Origin of the sequence: Xenorhabdus vietnamensis, from assembly GCF_002127535.1 — a bacterium.
Lineage (GTDB): Bacteria > Pseudomonadota > Gammaproteobacteria > Enterobacterales > Enterobacteriaceae > Xenorhabdus > Xenorhabdus vietnamensis.
Window position 1 is genome coordinate 4,965 of sequence record NZ_MUBJ01000032.1, and the last position, 19,309, is coordinate 24,273.

General features: G+C 42.9%; 14 protein-coding genes and 5 pseudogenes. 13 read left to right on the top strand and 6 right to left on the bottom strand.

The features are described 5' to 3' along the window. Positions 1–66 precede the first annotated feature (66 nt). The 4 genes from Xvie_RS18390 (at position 67) to Xvie_RS18405 (ending at position 3,806) form a co-directional block, all read left to right on the top strand. Entirely contained in the window at positions 67–450 is a 384-nt protein-coding gene (locus tag Xvie_RS18390) for a thioesterase domain-containing protein (protein WP_139838887.1), read from the top strand. Beyond that, positions 447–2,033, top strand: a complete 1,587-nt coding sequence (locus Xvie_RS18395) for an MDR family MFS transporter (RefSeq protein WP_086110615.1) — start codon at positions 447–449, stop codon at positions 2,031–2,033. The genes Xvie_RS18390 and Xvie_RS18395 overlap by 4 nt, the downstream gene beginning before the upstream one ends. Beyond that, entirely contained in the window at positions 2,033–2,662 is a 630-nt protein-coding gene (locus Xvie_RS18400; RefSeq protein ID WP_086110616.1) for a hypothetical protein, read from the top strand. Before Xvie_RS18395 ends, Xvie_RS18400 begins: the two co-directional genes overlap by 1 nt. A 145-nt stretch (positions 2,663–2,807) precedes the next feature. Continuing rightward, positions 2,808–3,806, top strand: a complete 999-nt coding sequence (locus Xvie_RS18405; RefSeq protein WP_244175729.1) for an HlyD family secretion protein — start codon at positions 2,808–2,810, stop codon at positions 3,804–3,806. Between the two features lie 41 nt (positions 3,807–3,847). Here the strand turns inward: Xvie_RS18405 and Xvie_RS21750 are convergent, their stop codons facing one another. Together Xvie_RS21750 and Xvie_RS21150 are read right to left on the bottom strand one after the other, a co-directional pair. Next, the gene (locus Xvie_RS21750) at positions 3,848–4,057 is read right to left on the bottom strand and encodes a hypothetical protein (protein WP_167376317.1); all 210 of its coding nucleotides are present in this window, start codon (positions 4,055–4,057) and stop codon (positions 3,848–3,850) included. Positions 4,058–4,400: 343 nt separating this feature from the next. Further along, complete coding sequence (locus Xvie_RS21150) at positions 4,401–4,628, bottom strand: hypothetical protein (protein WP_167376318.1); 228 nt, start codon at positions 4,626–4,628, stop codon at positions 4,401–4,403. Between the two features lie 78 nt (positions 4,629–4,706). On the opposite strand from Xvie_RS21150, the gene Xvie_RS18420 reads away from it, so the two are divergent. The 7 genes and pseudogenes from Xvie_RS18420 to Xvie_RS18445 all read left to right on the top strand — a co-directional run bounded on the left by Xvie_RS18420 (position 4,707) and on the right by Xvie_RS18445 (position 9,671). Beyond that, positions 4,707–4,910, top strand: a complete 204-nt coding sequence (locus Xvie_RS18420; protein ID WP_244175730.1) for a sugar ABC transporter substrate-binding protein — start codon at positions 4,707–4,709, stop codon at positions 4,908–4,910. 35 nt (positions 4,911–4,945) lie between these two features. Continuing rightward, entirely contained in the window at positions 4,946–5,788 is an 843-nt protein-coding gene (locus Xvie_RS23405; RefSeq protein WP_244175731.1) for a hypothetical protein, read from the top strand. Between the two features lie 257 nt (positions 5,789–6,045). Continuing rightward, positions 6,046–6,243: a TrfB-related DNA-binding protein gene (locus Xvie_RS18430; RefSeq protein ID WP_167376319.1), complete on the top strand. Its 198-nt coding sequence runs from the start codon at positions 6,046–6,048 to the stop codon at positions 6,241–6,243. Positions 6,244–6,526: 283 nt separating this feature from the next. Beyond that, a pseudogene (locus Xvie_RS18435) lies at positions 6,527–7,259 on the top strand (IS6 family transposase). 104 nt (positions 7,260–7,363) lie between these two features. Continuing rightward, positions 7,364–8,332, top strand: a complete 969-nt coding sequence (locus tag Xvie_RS18440) for an IS110 family RNA-guided transposase (RefSeq protein ID WP_086110619.1) — start codon at positions 7,364–7,366, stop codon at positions 8,330–8,332. Positions 8,333–8,405: 73 nt separating this feature from the next. Continuing rightward, positions 8,406–8,555: pseudogene (locus Xvie_RS25920) on the top strand (IS982 family transposase); the annotation flags it as partial. 162 nt (positions 8,556–8,717) lie between these two features. Beyond that, complete coding sequence (locus Xvie_RS18445) at positions 8,718–9,671, top strand: Rpn family recombination-promoting nuclease/putative transposase (RefSeq protein ID WP_086110620.1); 954 nt, start codon at positions 8,718–8,720, stop codon at positions 9,669–9,671. Between the two features lie 144 nt (positions 9,672–9,815). Here Xvie_RS18445 and Xvie_RS18450 read toward each other — a convergent pair. Together Xvie_RS18450 and Xvie_RS18455 are read right to left on the bottom strand one after the other, a co-directional pair. Next, a pseudogene (locus Xvie_RS18450) lies at positions 9,816–10,193 on the bottom strand (DDE-type integrase/transposase/recombinase); the annotation flags it as partial. Between the two features lie 267 nt (positions 10,194–10,460). After that, positions 10,461–11,042 (bottom strand): annotated as a pseudogene (locus tag Xvie_RS18455) (IS110 family RNA-guided transposase); the annotation flags it as partial. A gap of 63 nt (positions 11,043–11,105) precedes the next feature. Between Xvie_RS18455 and Xvie_RS18460 the strand changes: the two are divergent. Next, a pseudogene (locus tag Xvie_RS18460) lies at positions 11,106–11,790 on the top strand (IS6 family transposase). Here the strand turns inward: Xvie_RS18460 and Xvie_RS18465 are convergent. Further along, a complete protein-coding gene (locus tag Xvie_RS18465; RefSeq protein WP_139838889.1) occupies positions 11,787–12,008 on the bottom strand; it encodes a hypothetical protein in 222 nt (73 codons plus the stop codon). The pseudogene Xvie_RS18460 and the gene Xvie_RS18465 sit on opposite strands and share 4 nt — an antisense overlap. A gap of 165 nt (positions 12,009–12,173) precedes the next feature. Continuing rightward, complete coding sequence (locus Xvie_RS18470; RefSeq protein ID WP_086110622.1) at positions 12,174–13,817, bottom strand: cyclic peptide export ABC transporter; 1,644 nt, start codon at positions 13,815–13,817, stop codon at positions 12,174–12,176. Between the two features lie 1,529 nt (positions 13,818–15,346). Between Xvie_RS18470 and Xvie_RS18475 the strand changes: the two genes are divergently transcribed. Continuing rightward, a partial coding sequence (locus Xvie_RS18475; protein WP_139838890.1) for a non-ribosomal peptide synthetase occupies positions 15,347–19,309 on the top strand: 3,963 nt, incomplete at its 3' end.

Genomic DNA, 19,309 nt, shown 5'->3' on the forward strand with positions numbered 1-19,309 from the left:
GTTATCTGATAATCAATAAACTGAGAAACCGTATCATTTCAAGCTGTTCTACGGGCATATTTCCGATTGAGAAAAACAAATACGGCTGTAGTACTAGTAAAAATGTCAGAAATACAGAGATCAGAGCTATTTCTGACAGAATTCAAACAAGTTAATTTAGTGCCAGATAATATTAGCCATAAGGAATTCCAGTATTTCTTAGTTATTTTGCATGCACATATTAATGCTACAGACCAATATCAAGGGAAAATATATCCCGGAGAAATTTTGGTAGTAGAAGCAGAAGAATCTTTGCCCGGGCGCAAGAAATTGAATGAACCCGGGTTAGGCTGGCAATATTTATCTCATGATCGTTTAAGAATCATTAGTGCAATGGGTAATCATGTTTCTATGATGCAAGAGCCGAATATCACTTATATTGCTAACCAGCTACGGAAAGTTCTTCTATGAGAAGTGATGTTATAACCGTGGAACCAGAACGTCCTCAACTGACTTCCCGCCAATGGTGTGCTGTTGTTGGTGGGTTAATTGGTGGCTTTATGGCGATTTTAGATATTCAAATCACCAACTCATCAATGAAAGTGATTCAGGGGGCATTATCTGCCAGTTTGGATGAAAGTTCGTGGTTGATGACTTCATATTTTACATCAGAGATCATTGCTATCCCTTTATGTGGTTGGCTTTGTCAGGCTTTTGGGACGGGGCGCTATGCTCTGTGGTGCATTATCGGGTTTTTAGCTACATCATTGCTTTGTTCCTCCGCGTGGAGTCTCAATTCAATGATTCTTTTTCGTTCATTACAAGGATTCTGTGGTGGTGCATTGATTCCTATTTCATTTCGTTTGATTATTGAATTTTTCCCCCAGGAAAAACGTCCGTTAGGTATGTCATTGTTTAGTATCATCAGCACCTTTGCTCCTGCAGTTGGGCCTGCTCTAGGAGGATGGCTAACCGAAAATTTGTCTTGGCACGCGATATTTTATATTAACGCAGTTCCTGCATTATTATCATTAATATTAATTAATTGCTCTCTCAAATATCAAGAAATTAATTGGAATGTTATTCGAACAGGTGATTTTGTTGGTATTGTTTCTATTATGTTGTGTTTAGGGTCATTGATAGTTGTTTTAGAAAAAGGCAGTATCGTAAACTGGTTTGAATCTGACATGATTTGCATATTAACCATTATCTCTACAATTAGTTTAATTATATTTATATATGATCAGTTTACTTATCGTTATCCACTAATAAATATTAAATTATTTAAAGATTTTTATTTTTCATTTTACCTTGTCATTTTTTCTATGTTTGGATTGGCAATTTATGGCACATCATTTTTAGTATCCTACTACTTGACTAGGATATATGACTATAATGCATCACAGATTGGTAGCGTGATGGTTTGGATGGGATTACCACAATTAATTATTCTACCATTTATTCCTTTTTTGGTTCAACGATTCAATCCAAAGTATCTGATTTGTATTGGCTTTGCCGGATTAGCGATGAGTACTTTTATGAACAGTAGCATAGAGGGAAATTTTGCTGGATCACAGATGATTTGGTCTATGCTGATACGTGCACTGGGGCAACCATTTATCATGGTTCCACTTTCTTTGTTAGCAACTCGCCATATACAGCAAAGAGACAGTGCTTCCTCTGCTGTCTTAATCAATGTTTTTCGTAGTTTGGGTGGAGCATGTGGTACTGCTATGTTGACCACGTTTTTTATTTCGCGTTTCAATACCCATATTTATGATATTAAAACATCTCTACCATCTAGTAGCAGTGTATTTACTTATTATCTTAACAGTGTCAAAAGCCTGATGATTCGTCATGGTTTGAAAACGGATACTCAGGATGTGAAACATACAGCTGTTGCTATATTGGGACAGAAGATAGTGCAGCAAGCCGAAATTATGGCTTTCAACGATTTGTTTTTGATCATGGGAGGAATAATGCTAATGACAATTTTTTTGGTATTATTTTCCACCCATGATTTCAACTTATATTTGACTAAGAAGGAATCATAATGAATCAACAAAAACCAATGACTATTTGGCATTACTTATTATCACGTGATGCGCTAATGACTATTATTGTTCCTCTTGCTCTTTACAATATCATGTTTTGGATAATGGGAGTGGGTATTGCTGTGCTGGCAGTTGCCCTTTATTCTGGGGGAATACAGTTGGTTAGCCGACAGAGAAGCTCTTTAGCCATCGTTGTTTTAATAATGATATCAGGGGGCAGTCATTACCTTTACCTTCATGGGTATACTTTGTTTAACATTAGTAAAGAAAATGTTTTTTTATCTGTCAGTGGTGCTCTTTCTGTAGTCGTGGTATTTAGCTTTTACTCCTTAATGAGACAACCCATTATACAGACAATAGCTGAACAAGCTATGCCGAGATTGAAGAGTATTCCTGCTTATGGTACAGCGTTGTATACCAGAGTTTGGCATGAAGTTACAATAGCTTGGGTTTTGGTCTTTTCATTGAAAGCCATAGGGATCTATATTCTTTCTCGTCAAAGCAATGTACCTATTGATGTAATTATTTTTATTAGTGGCTGGCCATTAACATTTTTGATGGTATTGTTTAGTTTTCGTTGGCCAAAATATCGTTGGAAATCCAATGCACAGAATAATCACCATAAGTAAAATTATTAAGTAATAGATTAAAAACCTTTTAATCTATTATCAAACTATATTTTATCTTGGATTGTAATGGTTAGTTGCGATAAATATGAATTTTGTTTTTTCTATAACCCATCGGTAATACAAAGGGAAATCACTGGGGATAATTATGATGAAAAACATTAAGGTAATTATCATTGTTTTTATTTTTTTTCTATCGGTTTTCTATTTTTATTGGTATTTTTATTGGCGTTATTTTCAAACGACAAATAATGCTTATGTACAAGCAAATATTAATTCTCGTTTAAATGGTATAGTATTGAAATCTAATATTCAAGATAACCATAAAGTGAAAAAAGGCGATTTTTTGGTACAATTAGATAAGAGTGAAATTGTGCTAAATAAACAAAAAGCTACGGCGGAATTGGAACAGAATGAAAGCACATTAATTAATGCACAGGCAAGCTACCAGATGCAAAAGGATGTAGTTGAAGAATATCGTAATAGTTTAATCTCGGCCAAAGCAAGTTTGAAGTATGCTTGTCAAAAATCAGAACGTTTTCGGATGCTAAAAGAAAGACATTATGTTTCTCAAAATGATTTAGATAATGCTATTTCTAATTATAAAATCGCTATGTCTAAGTATCATGAAGCACAGGCAAAGTTAAGAACACAAATTGGCAAACTTGTTGTGCAAGAGAGTCAAATCAAACAGGCTAAAGCCAATATACAGCAGGCCAGGATTTCTTTAAGCCAAGCTGAACTTATGTTGAGCTATACACGGATAGTTGCACCCAATGATGGTGTGCTCAGTAACCGTAGTGTACAAGTTGGTACGATGATACAAGCTGGGCAAGGTATTGCTAGCATTGTATCGAATCAAACACCATGGATACGAGCCAATTTTAAGGAAACGCAAATTTCACGTATGCATAAAGGCCAGCCAGTGAAAGTTTCTATTGACGCTTACCCTGATAAAATTTTTCCTGCAAAGGTAGACAGTATTTCACCTGCGACTGGGGCTACTTTTGCCTTACTTCCTCCAGATAATGCGACAGGGAATTTTACAAAGATAGTTCAGCGAGTATCAGTAAAGATAATCTTTGACCGGCCTGAAGAAATTGATAGTGGGTTATCTGCCACGGTAACGGTGGATACGCGTTGGTAGGATTTACTCAACCTGATTGCCTAGGCCATGAACCACAGCAATCAAGTGATGGCGCGAACCAGTGATATCCCGTACCATATTCGGAGAGCATAGGCGGCATTTCGGACGGTAATCAACAGGGGTCCGCTTGGAAAATGGGTAGAGTCGAGATGTGGCGCGGTAACTTTAGGTCCGGCATATCTGTTGCCACCTCTTTCGATTGGCGGTGCCTTACTGTCCTGACCATTATCCCGTTTCCACACCCCGCTCATCGAACCGGACGTGCGCTTCTAACGCATCCGGCTCTCGGACAGAATCATGCCTTCGCCCACGGAAGCCTCTGCGGGAATTTCGGCAACTGGATGAGTCCCAACTGATTGTAGAAGGAAATAAGATGAGCACTTCCCACCAATATTTGACCTGCGGTGAGAAGTCAGAAACGTAAAGGAGTGGCTCCCCTCAGGTTTACGGCATCATAGTGCCTGGATTGAGATGCATTCCGCATCCGAATACAAGATGGTCGCCCTCACCATGAAAAGCTATATCGTGAAAATTGCCCTTCGAGGTATCACTCCTAATACATGACCGACGGTATTTCATTGGCGATGAGTAGTTTTATTTTTGAATTCGGTGACCATTTGGACGGTCACCGATGGTATAACGCCACTCTCCTTCGTTACGGTAATTCGATAACCACTGACTTTTCTGGTTCTGTTGCATTAACGGAACATCAGGTAAATTCCTCGTTTTTTGCGCGAGTCCCAAACGATGTCCCTGATCCGAAATACCCCCTGAACGCCATTCATTGGCGGAAGATAAAAACGATAAAAATGAAGAAATCACGCGAAAAAACAGCAATAATCTGTTCTATGAATGACAGAAACTAAGCATGAAAGAGATTAAAGCGCGGAAAAATTGCCGATGAAACAGGTTTATTACGACGAAGGTTTTAGTGGTAACAATAAGTATACGTTTGAGGTTTATCAGCGTGAGGATGGTACATACCTGGCCCTGGCACGCCGTTGGAACCGAAAACTGAATCTGGTGAATGAAGAAGCCCAATTCCCAGCGACAACACTGGCAGCCTTGCTGCGAGCAAAATTACCCACGTACCCGTCAGGTTAAAATCTTCCTGAATTCTGATTTCTGGAACCAGCAAAATGAGTAGAGTTAAAGTCGTCTCTGAAGTCCCTAATCCAAAAACAATCGAGCTGTTACGAAAAAAAATGAGCCTCACTCAGACTGAATTGGGCGAAATTATGGGGCTGACATTACGGGCATGGCAGAAGAAAGAGGCCGCAGGTGAAAATGTACATCACATGAATGCCACTAAACTGGTGCCCGGTGAGTACAATTTTTTGTTATTGATGGCTGATTTGCATCCCTATTATCAGTTAACAGCGCCTTTTGATGCCAAAAAAATGGTAATGGGATCATCTACAGCAGAAGAAGTGAAACATTTTCGGACGGTATTAGGGCTGACACCCTCTGCGATGGCTAAGCTGATGGGGTATTCTCAATCAACCTGGTTTGGCAAGGAATACGCTAAAAAAGATGTCAAAAAATTAAAACGGGCCGAGTACAACTTCGTGTTGCTACTTACCGAAGAACATCCCGGCATGAAAATGATAAGAGGCGTCGGGAAAGATTTAACGCAATACCATTCCAAGACGTTAACAGCGGCTGAATACCATTTGCTGTTATTAATCTCCGACCTGCACCCTTATTATCGGTTAGAAGAACCGTTTGAAATAACGGATCTGATTAAAGAGATGCCGGAAGAACTGCCTATTGAGGCGCTCAGAAATACCTTACAGCTAACGCAGAGTGATATAGCGCATCTCACGGAGTATACTGTGGCGGCTTGGCAGGTAAAAGAAAAAGAGCTGGCAACCATTGCGGATATCAAATTAAGGATAGAAGAATATAATTATTTGCTACTGCTTGCCGGAAAGCACCCGAATATGAAGATGTTACACTCGGCACCAAAAACCGCGTCTTAATGGAGCACCAAAGGCATTTTCCCCAAAACGCGGGGCAAAATGTCGCCAGGACTACGCTTATCGCCCAAAATGCCGGGCGATAAGCGCCGCAGAGCCACTGGGTGTCTCTGTCCTGCCGGATACCAAACGATGCTTAATATCGGAGAACATTGTTGAATGGAGGGTGAGACTACATTGTTGACTCGAATTGACCAGAGTTGATCCTTGCCATATCATTTTATAACTAAATAGTTACCTCATTTGGATAATAAATGAAAATGGCTCAGAAACGACAAATAACACAAGATGAGTGGGAGCGGATTTTACCCGCTATTAAGGCGAGATTTTCTGATTCTACTACAGAAATTGGCTATTCCGTATTCGTCAAAGGCGAGCGTCAGATAGATGTTGCGGCACAAATGGGGGTGACCAAACAGAACGTAGGCCTTGCATCAAAAGCGATATGGACATTTTAGTATCAATTTTTTCTATGGTGACGTTAATAATAAAACGAGCCATAAGTTCCATTTTATTAGAAATTTTACTGTCCTCTTTGAGTTTTTTATTTGTTTCATCTATGTATTCATCATATTACAGACAGTAAATACATACAGCTCTAACCTCGCCCTGGACACCCTGATATGACTCAATTATTGCAAAAATTGGCTTAGTAAGGAACACGGAGGTTATTCATATCTTCTTCAGTGAACCCAAATGGCAACTAACGACTTCAAATAGAAACATTTTGCTCCCACACTTATTCTTTGGTACCTGAGATGGTATGGCTCAACGCCCCTGAGTTATGCCAACGTCAGCGATATGTTGGCCGAGCGGGGAATTTCGGTTCATCGCTCCACCATTTACCGCGGGTTTGTCGAATATGCCCCGATCCTCCGTAAAAAATTGAAACCCTATCAATTCATCCGCACCATTTCATCATGGCAACTGGATGAAACTTATATCAAAGTCAACGGAAAATGGTTTTATCTCTACCGTGCTATCGATAAACACGGCACCACGTTGGATGTCTATTTCTCCCCCAAACGCAATCGCAGTGCGGCTTATCAATTTCTCAAACAGGTGTTAAAACCTTACCCCGCCGAACGGCAACCGAAAACGTTAAATACCGATAAGCATTCCTCCTACGGTTATGCTATCGCCCGTTTAATCAAGGAGGGTAAGCTACGTGAGGGTGTGAAACAACGGCAAATCAAATGCCTGAACCATCGCATTGAGTCCGATCATGGGCCAATCAAAAAGCGGATAAAGGCGACGGGGGGGTAAACGGCCTAACCGGGCATGGTCAACGATCCAAGGATTTGAAACGCTGAGAAGACTTAACAAAGGACCATTTGATGATTGGTTACACCGCGATGAACCCGAAGTTTGGGTACGGGAGCGATCTTGTATGCTCGGTTTGCTTTTAAAATCGTTGCATGGTGTAGTACCGGATGGCTGGATGACAGGAGCAACTTTGGCCACGAGCCAGTAAGACAGATTTTGCAGCAGCCATTCATCCTCAGCATATCGAACAGTATCTCTGCACCTGCTGTACGGGTAGCCCGCATTAACAAGGTTGATAACCGGAGGAGCTTTATGGAACAGGTTTATTATTGTGGTATTGATATCGCTAAAAGCAAGTTTGATTGCGCAATTCGCCTGAATAATGGGAAGTATAAAGATAAAGTATTCAAAAATGAATCTGAAGGATTTAACACTTTTATCAACTGGCTGGCTCATCATGGTTTCAATCATGTCCATATTTGTATGGAAGCGACGGGGATTTACTGGGAAGCGTTTGCTGAGTATCTGGCAGATAAAGGTTTGACCGTCAGCGTTATTAATCCTGCGCAAATCAAAGCATTCAGCCTGTCTTTACTGGTCAGAAGCAAGACCGATCGGGGAGATGCCAGAGTGATCAGTGATTTTTGTTTCGAACGGAAACCGGCAGCATGGATGGCGCCTTCTGCTTCGGAACAGGGGCTACGGGCTCTGGTATTAAGACTGGAATCTTTGCAAAAGATGCGAACGCAGGAGAGCAACCGCCTCCATGTAGCGAAAGAGAATGTCACTAAAAGCATTACAGACCATATCGCCTGGCTTAATCATGAAATCGAGATATTGCAAGGCGACATTCTGCTTCTGATTAACGGAAATGCAGAGATGAAACAGAAGAAAAAACTGCTGGAAAGCATCCCTGGGCTGGGGGTGCAAACTGCGGCTGTCTTGTTGTCTTTTGATATTCATCCTGGTCGTTTTGTCAATGCGCGGCAGGCAGCTGCCTATGCGGGTGTTGATCCCCGACTGAATGAATCTGGCAGCAGTGTGAAGGGGCGACCGCGATTATCCAAAACGGGGCATGCATCTTTACGCAAATCCCTTTATATGCCAGCAATGACAACACTTTTTAGAACGGCGTGGGGGAAGCATTTTTATTCCCGGCTTACCGCGGCCGGAAAGGCGCCAAAGTTAATCATCGGAGCAATGATGCGCAAACTCATCCACGTTGCGTTTGGAGTTCTTAAAACAGGAAAAAGCTTCGATCAAAGCTTACATTGTGTTTGACAGGAAACACAGTATCTGTCTTTATCAATCAGTATTCAATGTCGAGACCATTTTAGCTTAATCACGTCATCCATCTCTGAGTAAAATTATTCATTCTGATTATTTGCAACAAGCCCGTTTTCTGCTGGAAATCGCCGTGGGTCTCATTGCTTATACATTCCAACCTAAAAAACCGAGCTTGAATTTACGGGATAATGATATTGCTATTTTTAAACGAAGCTGAGGTTACTTAATTTATCAACTAAAATAAATGGTAAAATGGACGATGAAGAAAATATGCAGGCGTATTTAAATGCAGCTTTCGAAAAAAAGACAGCGGCTATTTACTGAAAGTGTACAGTGTTAAGTCATATAACCAAGGACAGAACAATCCTGATAAGAAAAAATGAAGAATAAAAAAGCAATCCCCACACCTCATGATGCCGCATTCAAAGGGTTCATGGCTCGGATCGAGAATGCCCGCGATTTTTTTGACATTCATCTGCCGGAAAAAATCAAGAAGCTGTGTGACTTTAATACATTAAGACTGACGAATTCTTCATTCGTTGACAGTCAGTTACGTTCGAGGATGTCCGATGTACTCTATTCGGTGAAAACCCAACAGGGTGACGGTTATATTTATGTGCTGGTTGAACACCAATCAACTCCTGATAAGATGATGGCATGGCGAATGATGCACTACGCGTTTATGGCGATGAATCAGCATTTGCAGCAGGGAAATAAGGAATTGCCGCTGGTTGTCCCTGTTTTGTTTTATCATGGCGATATTAGTCCGTATCCGTTCCAACAGGTCTGGACGCAATGCTTCTCATTGCCTAAACTGGCGGAGGAAATGTACTTTAACCCGTTTCCGTTAGTTGATGTGACCGTCATTGATGATGATGAGCTAGTAAACCATCGAAAAATCGCCGTGATGGAGCTGGCGATGAAGCATAAGAATTTGCGTGAGGGTTTTAAAACGGTGACGACACTATTAGCTCATGCCCTCAAACATAACTATAATAGTGACAACGATGTTGTTACTATTCTGAACTACCTGTTTGTTACGATGGATTCGCCACATTTTGAACAGGTGATCCAGCAATTAATAGAACAGGCAGAGAGTCATCAGGAGGTCATCATGAGTATTGCACAACGATTGCAGGAAAAAGGTCGGGAAGAAGGTATTCAACAGGGGATGTTGCAAGGTATACAAAAAGGCAGGGAAGAAGGTATTCAGCAAGGTGAAAAACAGGCATCAATAAATATTGCCCGTACCCTTTTAAAACGTGGTGACAGCATTGAATTGGTCATGGAAATTACCGGCCTGAGCCGTGAAGAACTGCTTTCTCTGCAATAATATTTCTTTTCTTCTGGTTATTTTCTTACCCGCTTTTCAGGGCGGGTAAGTGTAAATGGCTTGCAAACAAAAACCGTGAGAACATAAAATTGGTTGTGTTGCATTAAGGGTTGAAAGTTATCAGAAAGTCGGTTTGCTGATTTTTTAGTCTGCTAGCAGATAGCATTGTTGTGCCGATGACAATCCTTGCCCTTGTGGATGTTGAAACTGCCCTTTTCGTATCATGTGCACCAATTCAATTCCTGTCAGCAGGGTCTAGGCTCTTCTGAACGAGCCGAACCCCAGCATCGCTCGCACCCATCGTTTGATGTTTCGGTGGTCTTGTTCTATCAGATTATTCAGGTATTTGTTTTGCCGGATTTCGATCAGCTCCTGTGGTGGTTTCCCTGCATTGAGTAGGGTGAGCGCGGCGGTATTGGCCCCGTTTTTATCGAAGGTAACAACGGCGGGTCTGCCGTGCTGGCGTATTGCTTTACGGAAAAAACGCAGGGCGGCTGCCGCATCACGGTGAGCAGAAAATAGAGCATAAAAATTCTATGGTTCCCCTCGTTTTTGCAACACTAATTTTGATGAATTTAGGGTTTGCGTAAATCTATCCGGCGTCAAAGTAGGCAAAATTGCCTGCGCCTCAATGAATTCCGCACCTGATGTACCTAAAAATCCAGTCGACTTCAATGAGCCATTTTGCCAATAAGGTTTTCATCAGGCCGATAGGCCACTTGTGTCATCAATTATCAGTCTTCGCAAAATTAGATGGGAGCAGTTAAATTCAATGTCAATGAGCCAAAATTAAGCTTCAAATACGGTATGCTGTGTCGTGATTGCCCAAGCTATCCTGGCAAGTTTATTAGCCAATGCGCAAACCACTACATTGGTATGTTTTCGTTCAAGTTGTTTTTTAACCCATGCAGCTAATTTCCCTGACCGATATTCCAGAGATTGCAGAAATGAACGGGCACAGAGCACTAACAGTTGTCGAAGTTTTTTATCTCCTCGCTTGCTTATACCCAGCAAGGTCGTCTTGCCTCCAGTGCTGTACTGTCGGGGAACCAGGCCTGTTGAGGCTGCAAAATCCCGACTTCGGGCATATTGCTTTCCATCACCCAATTGTGACGACAGTGCACTCGCCGTAATAGGACCAATGCCAGGCATAGTCATGAGCCGTTGTCCCGTGTCATCCTGCATGACTTCCTGCATCAACGCAGTTTCAATCTCTGTTATCTGTTCCACTAAATAGTGATAATGAGCCTGTAACCGCAATAATAATTGCGCTAAATAAGGAGGCAGCTCGTGTTCGGCCAGAACAGCTGAAAGGCTTTTTATGATAGCAATTCCTTTCGGCATGCTGATGCCAAATTCCAGCAGGAAAGCGGGTTCTGTCGCATTAAGGCATCGTCGGGTAATATGCTGTTTTTTTTATGGTGTTACCTGACCATGTCATTGATCCGAAAAGCCTTCCGGCGCCTGCATTATCCCACCGATGTTATCGCTCAGTGTGTTCGGTGGTACCTGGCCTATGCCCTGAGTCTGCGCAATCTCGAGGAAATGATGGCTGAGCGTGGTGTTATCGTTGATCATTCCACGCTTCACCGTTGGCTCATCCGTCTGGTGCCATTACTGGATAAGGCCTTTCGCCGGCATAACCGGTCGGTAGGCCGCCGCTGGCGAATGGACGAAACCTACATCAAAGTCAAAGGCCAGTGGAAATACCTGTACCGGGCCGTCGACAGCACGGGGCAGACCATCGACTTTCTGCTAACCGCCAAACGGGATGCCGCCGCCGCGTTGCGTTTCTTTCGCAAGACCATCCGTCACCACGGCGAACCTGAAATGGTGACGATCGATAAAAGCGGCGCCAATACTGTGGCTCTGGCCACGCTCAATGCCGACAAACCTGAAGAGGAAAACATCACCATCAGGCAAAGCAAGTATCTGAATAACCTGGTTGAGCAAGATCACCGTAATATCAAACGTCGGATACGACAGATGCTGGGGTTCAAATCGTTTCGCCGGGCACAGACGCTCCTGGCCGGCATCGATGATACGCAAGGGGCAATATCAACATCCACAAAGTGATAGATTATCACCCGCGGAACAATTCTATTTGCTGGCTGCCTAAATAACCGGCAACACCACTTTTGCTAACTTGCCGCTGTTGACACGACACTGCCCTAATACAAATAATAGGTTCTTAATGACCGGAATAACGGCAATCTCGTCTTGGTCTGCTCCCGATAAAAAATCAATATTCATTAACGCATCAAGCCGTGACGGTGCTAAATAGGCTGCTTCAATATCATCGGCGTACATCGCCATGCCAAACTCGTTTTCATCCATTGTCGCAAACACGTATGAGGGGCGCGGGCATTTTTACCCATATTGACGCCGGATAGATTTACGCAAGCCTAAAGTTCATCAAAATTAGTGTTGCAAAAACTGGGGTGATCATAGATTTATGCTCTCTTGAGTTTCCCTGATCAAGTTAATTGTGAATATTACCACTCAGTCATGCTTGGCAAGAAACCGACCATTCTCCAGTTTGATACAGTGGTCAGCCAAGTGGAAAAAACGATCATCATGTGTGATTGCCAGTATTGCTTTACCACGTGCTGCTAATTCAGGCAGTAGTTCTTGATAAAACACTTTCTTAAACAGAGGATCCTGATCTGCCGCCCATTCATCGAACAGATAGAATGGGCGGTCTTCCAAATAAGCGACCACTAGGGCGAGGCGTTTCCTTTGCCCTAAAGACAAATCGCGAGTTGAGAAACAACCATTCTCAACTTTTACTTTATGCTCTAAATGAAGTTTAGAGAGTAATTCATTAGCACGTGCATCCAATGTAGAATCCGCATTATTCAGGCCCACCAGTGATTCGAAGAGATGGAAATCGGAAAAGATCGCTGAGAATAATTGACGATAGTTTGCTCTGTTGCTATCAGTGATAGTATGTCCATCAACAGAAATTGTGCCACTTTCCGGAGCATAGAGACCGACTAACAGCTTGGCGAGTGTTGTTTTACCACTACCATTACCACCTATTAGAAAGGTGATTTCTCCCCTTTTGAGTTCCATATCAAGCGGACCGAGTCGGAATATTTCATCTTCTCTTTCTTGATAATAACTGTGGGTAAGGTTAGACAGAGATAGAGAGTTAATTTCACCGAATTCGCTAATAGAGGTTTGTTGCATCGTGTATTCTTGCTCATCCAGCTCAGTAAACACAGTTCCGATGCGATTCAGTGATACACGAGCTGCATCCAGTGTTGGGATACTATTCAGCACTCCATCTAATGGCATCAGCATAAATAGAAAGATAATTAAATAACTTGCTACAGTCGTTGTTTCGATACCGGGTATCACAGCCGAGGAAAATATCACCGCGCCTAGAAATATATAAAATAAGAAGAGGATCCAACTAGTGCCGAAGGCGTAAACACTGAATGCTCGGGTACGATTCTGACGTACGTTATCAATTTCACTGCTGAGTGAATGAGTGAAGAAAGTTTGAGCGCGTAAAGAATGTAATCTTAATTCTTTTGCCCCAGAGAATAATGCATTGAAATGGTTAAATAAGCGATCTTGTGCTTTACCTGCTATATTAAATGAGGTAATTGCTCTACCTATGCCAAGACTATAGCCAAGTGAGCCCACGACGATTACGGTCAATGCTAAGAAGAACACGGACCAGGACAACCAAGCCAGATAACCTAAGCAACCTAGTACAATTGAACCTTGCATTAAAATATTAGGCAAAATCAAGAACAGCATTGACACATTAGTTGTATCATCGGTAATGACGGATTGACCACGGGAAGTACCAAGCACCTCTATCTGACGGAAGGATGCACAGGCAATGCGTTCTGAGATGATTTCTCGCATCTTCGCCATCGTATTCTGGCTCAATTTAGTGAAAAGCACGTCACCGAGTATGCGGCAGGCTATCGCCAATATAACCAGAATACTGAAGTACCAAGCGAGTGAGGAATAGTTATCGCTGGAGGTTATCAATGCCTTGTTGAGCAATGTGACCAATGAAACACTGAACATGCCATTGGCAATACTGGCAGAGGTAGCGATGACAAGTATCCAGCGTGAACGGTATAAAAGTGTGAATAAAATCTGTTTTATTGTTGAATTGTTCATTTGTCATCCACTAAATCAGTGTGTAACTAAATTGAATGGTCGTGCTTGGGTAAAATTAAGCGATACTGTATGAGATGAATTAAGATAATTCTCTAATGTGAGGTTGTGATTATGCATCATGTCTATTTTTTATCCCATGTTATTATTGTTGAGTTTGTTGACTAATTAATTTGTTTATTAGGGCAAATGGTCAGATAATAAATAAAAATATAAAATAATGCATTTAATTAATAAATGCAATTTTTTCAGGTTTTTGTTTAATGTATTTAATATATTTGATTTGGTGGTTTCAGCATTATTTTATGATCTAGATCATAAGGTGATTTTAGTGTTTTTGATAAAAATATCGCCAATAAGATATAATTTATAACGCATCTTTCAATGTGCGACTCAACTTCTAAAAAATCCTCCTATTGCACTTGTATTAATCCATCGAATCCCATATTGGTTTGTTATAAATAAAGTTATGGCACTCAAATAGTGAATGATATGTATATTATTTTAAATAGCGTGGTAATCTTAAAATATGAGACAATATAGGGTTGAACTAAATTTACAACAATTAATTTTGTATTACTATATTGTTATGATGTTTGTCAAAAAATATTTTGATAAATTAAAGTTATTTCATTTAGTATCAGTGGTTAGTTCAGTTTAAAAAATCAGTCACGTGAACAATGTGTTGTTATTTGTATGTGCTCTTTATTTTCGATGCAAAGCCATCGGTGCTTTTATTTAAAGAAATCCTGAAATTAAGATTGAATAACACCTTGAATACGTGACCTAAGCTTTTCTGATTCAGTAACTTAAAAAAACATTATCCATTAGATTAAAATAACTATTTCCTTATATGATTAATTTGGTTAAATATAACATTGATTTATATTAATTGATTGAAAGTACTTTTTATAAGAAATTACAAATAATATTAAGTGGTAATAAAAATAAATGAAGTCAATTTAAAAATATATGTGAGTGTAGAATGTCTTATTTTGATTTATTGCTGTGGTTATTTATTCCATCTTCATAAGAGCTATTGTGATGTTGCTGTCTATTAATGAGAAATTATGTGATTTAGAAACTGACAGGAGGTCTTGTCTAAATATTTTCATTAATATCTTATGTATTAATTACACTCTCATATTATTAAGTAAATAGTAAGAATAAATATTTGTGGTGACTATAAGACAGGGTGAAATCTCATGTTTTTAAAATGGCTTTTCACGTAAAAACTATCCTCTTTGCGTGTAAGAAATGTATATACCCAATAGATTTCAAGATGTGGCGAGACGGCAAGGGAATGAATCACCGGGAGCATAGATAACTATGTGACTGAGCGCAACCAACAAAACTGCAACTTAAAAGAAGAAGGGTATAAAACAGATAGTTAAACCTATCAATAACATTGTATTGAATGTGCGAAATTATCAATATTAATGTAATGAGTTTTCTTTCTACAAAGTGAAATCCCGACCTGAATTATAAGACTAACAGTTTTCAAATAACTAACAAGTTTATTGAGGTAATAAATGAAAGGTAACATTGCTACAAAGGGAAATATGTTTAAAGGCGAAGTACTTTCTCAGAAGTTAGATGAAAATACCCCACATCGTACAGATGAGACATCAATTCCATCACGAAAGTGCGTTGTAGTAGGAGGGACATCCCTTGCGGTGTCCTGTGCTGAACAAATTCAATCAGCCGGACATATTATACAAGCAGTGTTATCTACTGATAGTGTTTTGCAAACATGGGCTGAACAGCAGGAGATTGATTGGGTTAATTCGGTGGAGGAATTACAAGAACACATCCAGTTACAGCCTGTTGACTGGCTTTTCTCCATCGTCAACCCCCTCATTTTGCCCGCCTCATTAATTAAACAAATCCGGGGTGGTGCTTTTCATTATCATGACAGTCCTTTGCCGCGTTATGCCGGCAGTTATGCAACGTCCTGGGCGCTGTTAGCGAGGGAAACATCGTATGCCATTTCCTGGCACTGTATTGAAGGCGCTGTGAATACCGGAAGCATTGCGATGCAATGGCCAGTCTCAATTGAAGAGCAGGATACGGCTTACTTATTGAATTTAAAATGTCATCAGGCGGCTCAGCAAGGGCTTAATGAACTCTTAAAAGCGCTGAGCCACGGCACATTGATCACTTATCCACAAGACCTTTCGCAACGGCGTTTTTATGCACTGTCGCATCGCCCGGAGGCGGGGGGATACTTATGTTGGGAACAGCCGGAAGAGGTATTGTCGGCTTTAGTACGTGCATTAGATTTTGGCAAGAATGAGACTAATCTATTGGGTTGCACAAAACTGTTGCTAAAGCAGGATACAGTACAAATATCCTGGCTTCAGCAGCTGGACATCTGCTCTGGAGCAAAACTGGGGACGTTGATCCGTGTGGATGAAGAGGGTTGGCAGGTGGCGACGGGCAGTAAGGATGTCCGGATCGGGGGATTTTCCACGCTGGAAGGCCAGTTGTTGTCTGCCAACTCGCTGGCAGACATATCAGAATTGCAACTAGGTGAACAGCTACCTTTGCTTTCACCAAAACAGGCGCAGAATATTAAGAACACACTTGAAAAGCTCGCCCCTGATGAACCCTTCTGGTGTAAGCGTTTTACCGATTGGCAACCCGCCCATTTGCCTTTCGATATCCCCCATAAGACAGCAGAATCCCGCTGGGTAATCAGTCCCTGGCAATCCGCCTTTCCCCAAAAAAGTCAAGAAGTATTATGGAGAACGTTATTACAGGCATTCGTTATCTATCTGGCTCGGTTAACCCAGCAAGAGGAATTCCAGATTGGTTGGCGTGTGGAAGCAAAAGATGAGTTATCACATATGGCCTCGGTGGTACCCATGACCATTGAAGTCGAATTTGATAAACCGTGGCCTGAAGTTGCTGACTCTGTTGAAAATGAACTGACCCTGCTGGCACAGCACGGCACATACAGTCGTGACCTCTTTTCGCGTTTTCCTGCCCTGTCCGCTATCCCAGAATTAAGAACGCGCTATCCATGGCCGATAGCTGTCTCTGTCGTGCAGGATAATCAGTTATATAATCAAGAAAGGTCGGGTGAATTACTGACATTTCAGATAAATACGCAGGGCAATTTCCGTTGGATTTATGATGAAAATCGTCTGGATCCGGCAGTGATCCGGCGGATGAGTGAACATTTACAGCAGCTACTATCATCAGAAAGAGAAAATGAAAAAATCCCCATCGGGCAGCTTAATTTGCTTTCTGAGACGGAACGGATATTACTTTTGGAAACCTGGAATACGACAGAAACACCGTATCCTGAAACCTCTTGCATCCATCAGTTGTTCGAACAGCAGGCAGCAAAGACCCCAGAAGCGATTGCCTTGGTGTATGAAGACCAAACTCTCAGTTATGCCGAACTCAATGCCCGTGCTAACGGGTTGGCTCATCAGCTAATGCAGCAAGGTGTTTGTCTCGGTGAGCATGTGGTGCTGTTACTGTCGCGTTCGGTGGCGCTGGTGGTCGCCCAACTGGCGGTACTCAAAGCTGGCGCAGTTTATGTGCCGATTGATCCGGGTATGCCGGATGGGCGAAAACACTGGATGATACAGGATTGTACTGCCCGGTTGCTGCTTACAGATATACGGGAGGATATCCCGGCTAACCTGACTGTGCCATTATTGCGTCTCTCGGATGAGGAAAAGACAAACCGTGGGCAAGATTGTCGTAATCCTGATTTGCCACGTTCCAGCACTGAGTCAGCGTATATCATGTATACCTCCGGCTCCACCGGCACGCCAAAAGGGGTACTGGTGCCGCATCGTGCAGTGACCCGGCTGGTCATCAATAATAATTATGCTCAAATTGAACCGGATGACCGGGTGGCCTTTACGGCGAATCCGGCGTTTGATGCCAGCACCTTTGAAGTCTGGGCACCGTTACTTAACGGTGGGGCATTAGTGGTTATCGACCATCATACTTTATTGACTCCGACGGCGTTAATCCAGGCTTTACAGGTTCACCGTGTGACGGTGATGTGGCTGACCGTCGGGTTGTTTAACCGACTGGCCGCAGAGTTATCCCCAATCCTGCCGCAAATAAAATGCCTGATTGTCGGGGGAGATACCCTTGATCCACATGTTATCCGTGAGGTACTGAACACCCATCCGCCACAACAGCTATTAAATGGCTATGGTCCGACAGAAGGGACGACGTTTACAACCACTTACTGTATTCAGGCATTAGAGCAGGAAGTGACCTCTATTCTGATTGGCCGCCCCATCGCCAATACGAAAGTTTATCTGCTGGATGCGAACGGTCAACCGGTGCCGCTGGGGGCTGTCGGTGAAATGTATATTGGCGGAGACGGGGTCGCCAAGGGCTATCTGAACCGGCCTGAACTGACCGCGGAGCGCTTTCTGACCGACCCGTTCAGTGTTAAACCGGGTGCGCGGATGTACCGCACCGGCGATTTGGCGCGCTACCGGCCGGACGGCAATCTGGAATTTCTGGGGCGCAATGACCAGCAGGTGAAAATTCGTGGTTTCCGCATTGAGCCGGGGGAAATTGAAGCCCGGTTGGCAGAGCACCCGGCGGTTCGCGAATCTGCGGTGTTGGTTTGGGGGGAGGGCGCAAACAAACGGCTGGTGGCTTATATGGTGGCGGACGCAGAAGCAGGGCTGGCGAATAGCCTGCGTGAGCACCTGAGTGCGGCTCTGCCGGAGTATATGGTGCCGGCGGCGTTTGTGCGTCTGGATGCCTTCCCGTTAACCCCGAATGGCAAACTGGATCGGCGTGCACTGCCGGCACCGGGCAGCGAAGCGTTGGCTCGCCAACGTTATGAGGCGCCGCAAGGGGAAAATGAAACGGTGTTGGCGGCGATTTGGGGGGAATTGCTGGGTCTTGAGCAAGTCAGCCGACATGACAATTTCTTTATGCTGGGCGGGCATTCCCTGCTGGCGGTGCGGATGATTGAACGGTTGCATCAATCAAAACGGACGCTGGCAGTGCGCGATCTATTTCAGACGCCAATGCTGTCAGATCTGGCGCAAACGTTAGGACAACACCAGGCCGTGGAAGTCCCCGCCAATGTCATTACCCCCGAAACGACGGTTCTCACTCCGGCCATGTTGCCGCTGATAGACCTGACGCAGGCAGATATTGATCGTATTGTCGGGCAAATGCCGGGCGGGATAAGCAATATTCAGGACATTTATGCCCTGTCGCCCTTGCAGGACGGGATCTTATTCCACCATTTGCTGGCAAACGAGGGCGATCCGTACCTGTTGACCAGCCAGATGATTTTTGCGGACCGGGCCTTGCTGGAGCGGTATTTGTCGGGCATGCAGCAAGTAATCAATCGCCACGATATCCTGCGGACTGCCTTTATCTGGCAGGGGTTGTCTGTGCCGGCGCAGGTGGTCTGGCGTCAGGCCCCATTATCGATCACTGAACTGACGTTAGATCCGGCAGACGGACCAGTCAGTGAGCAGCTGAGCCAGCGT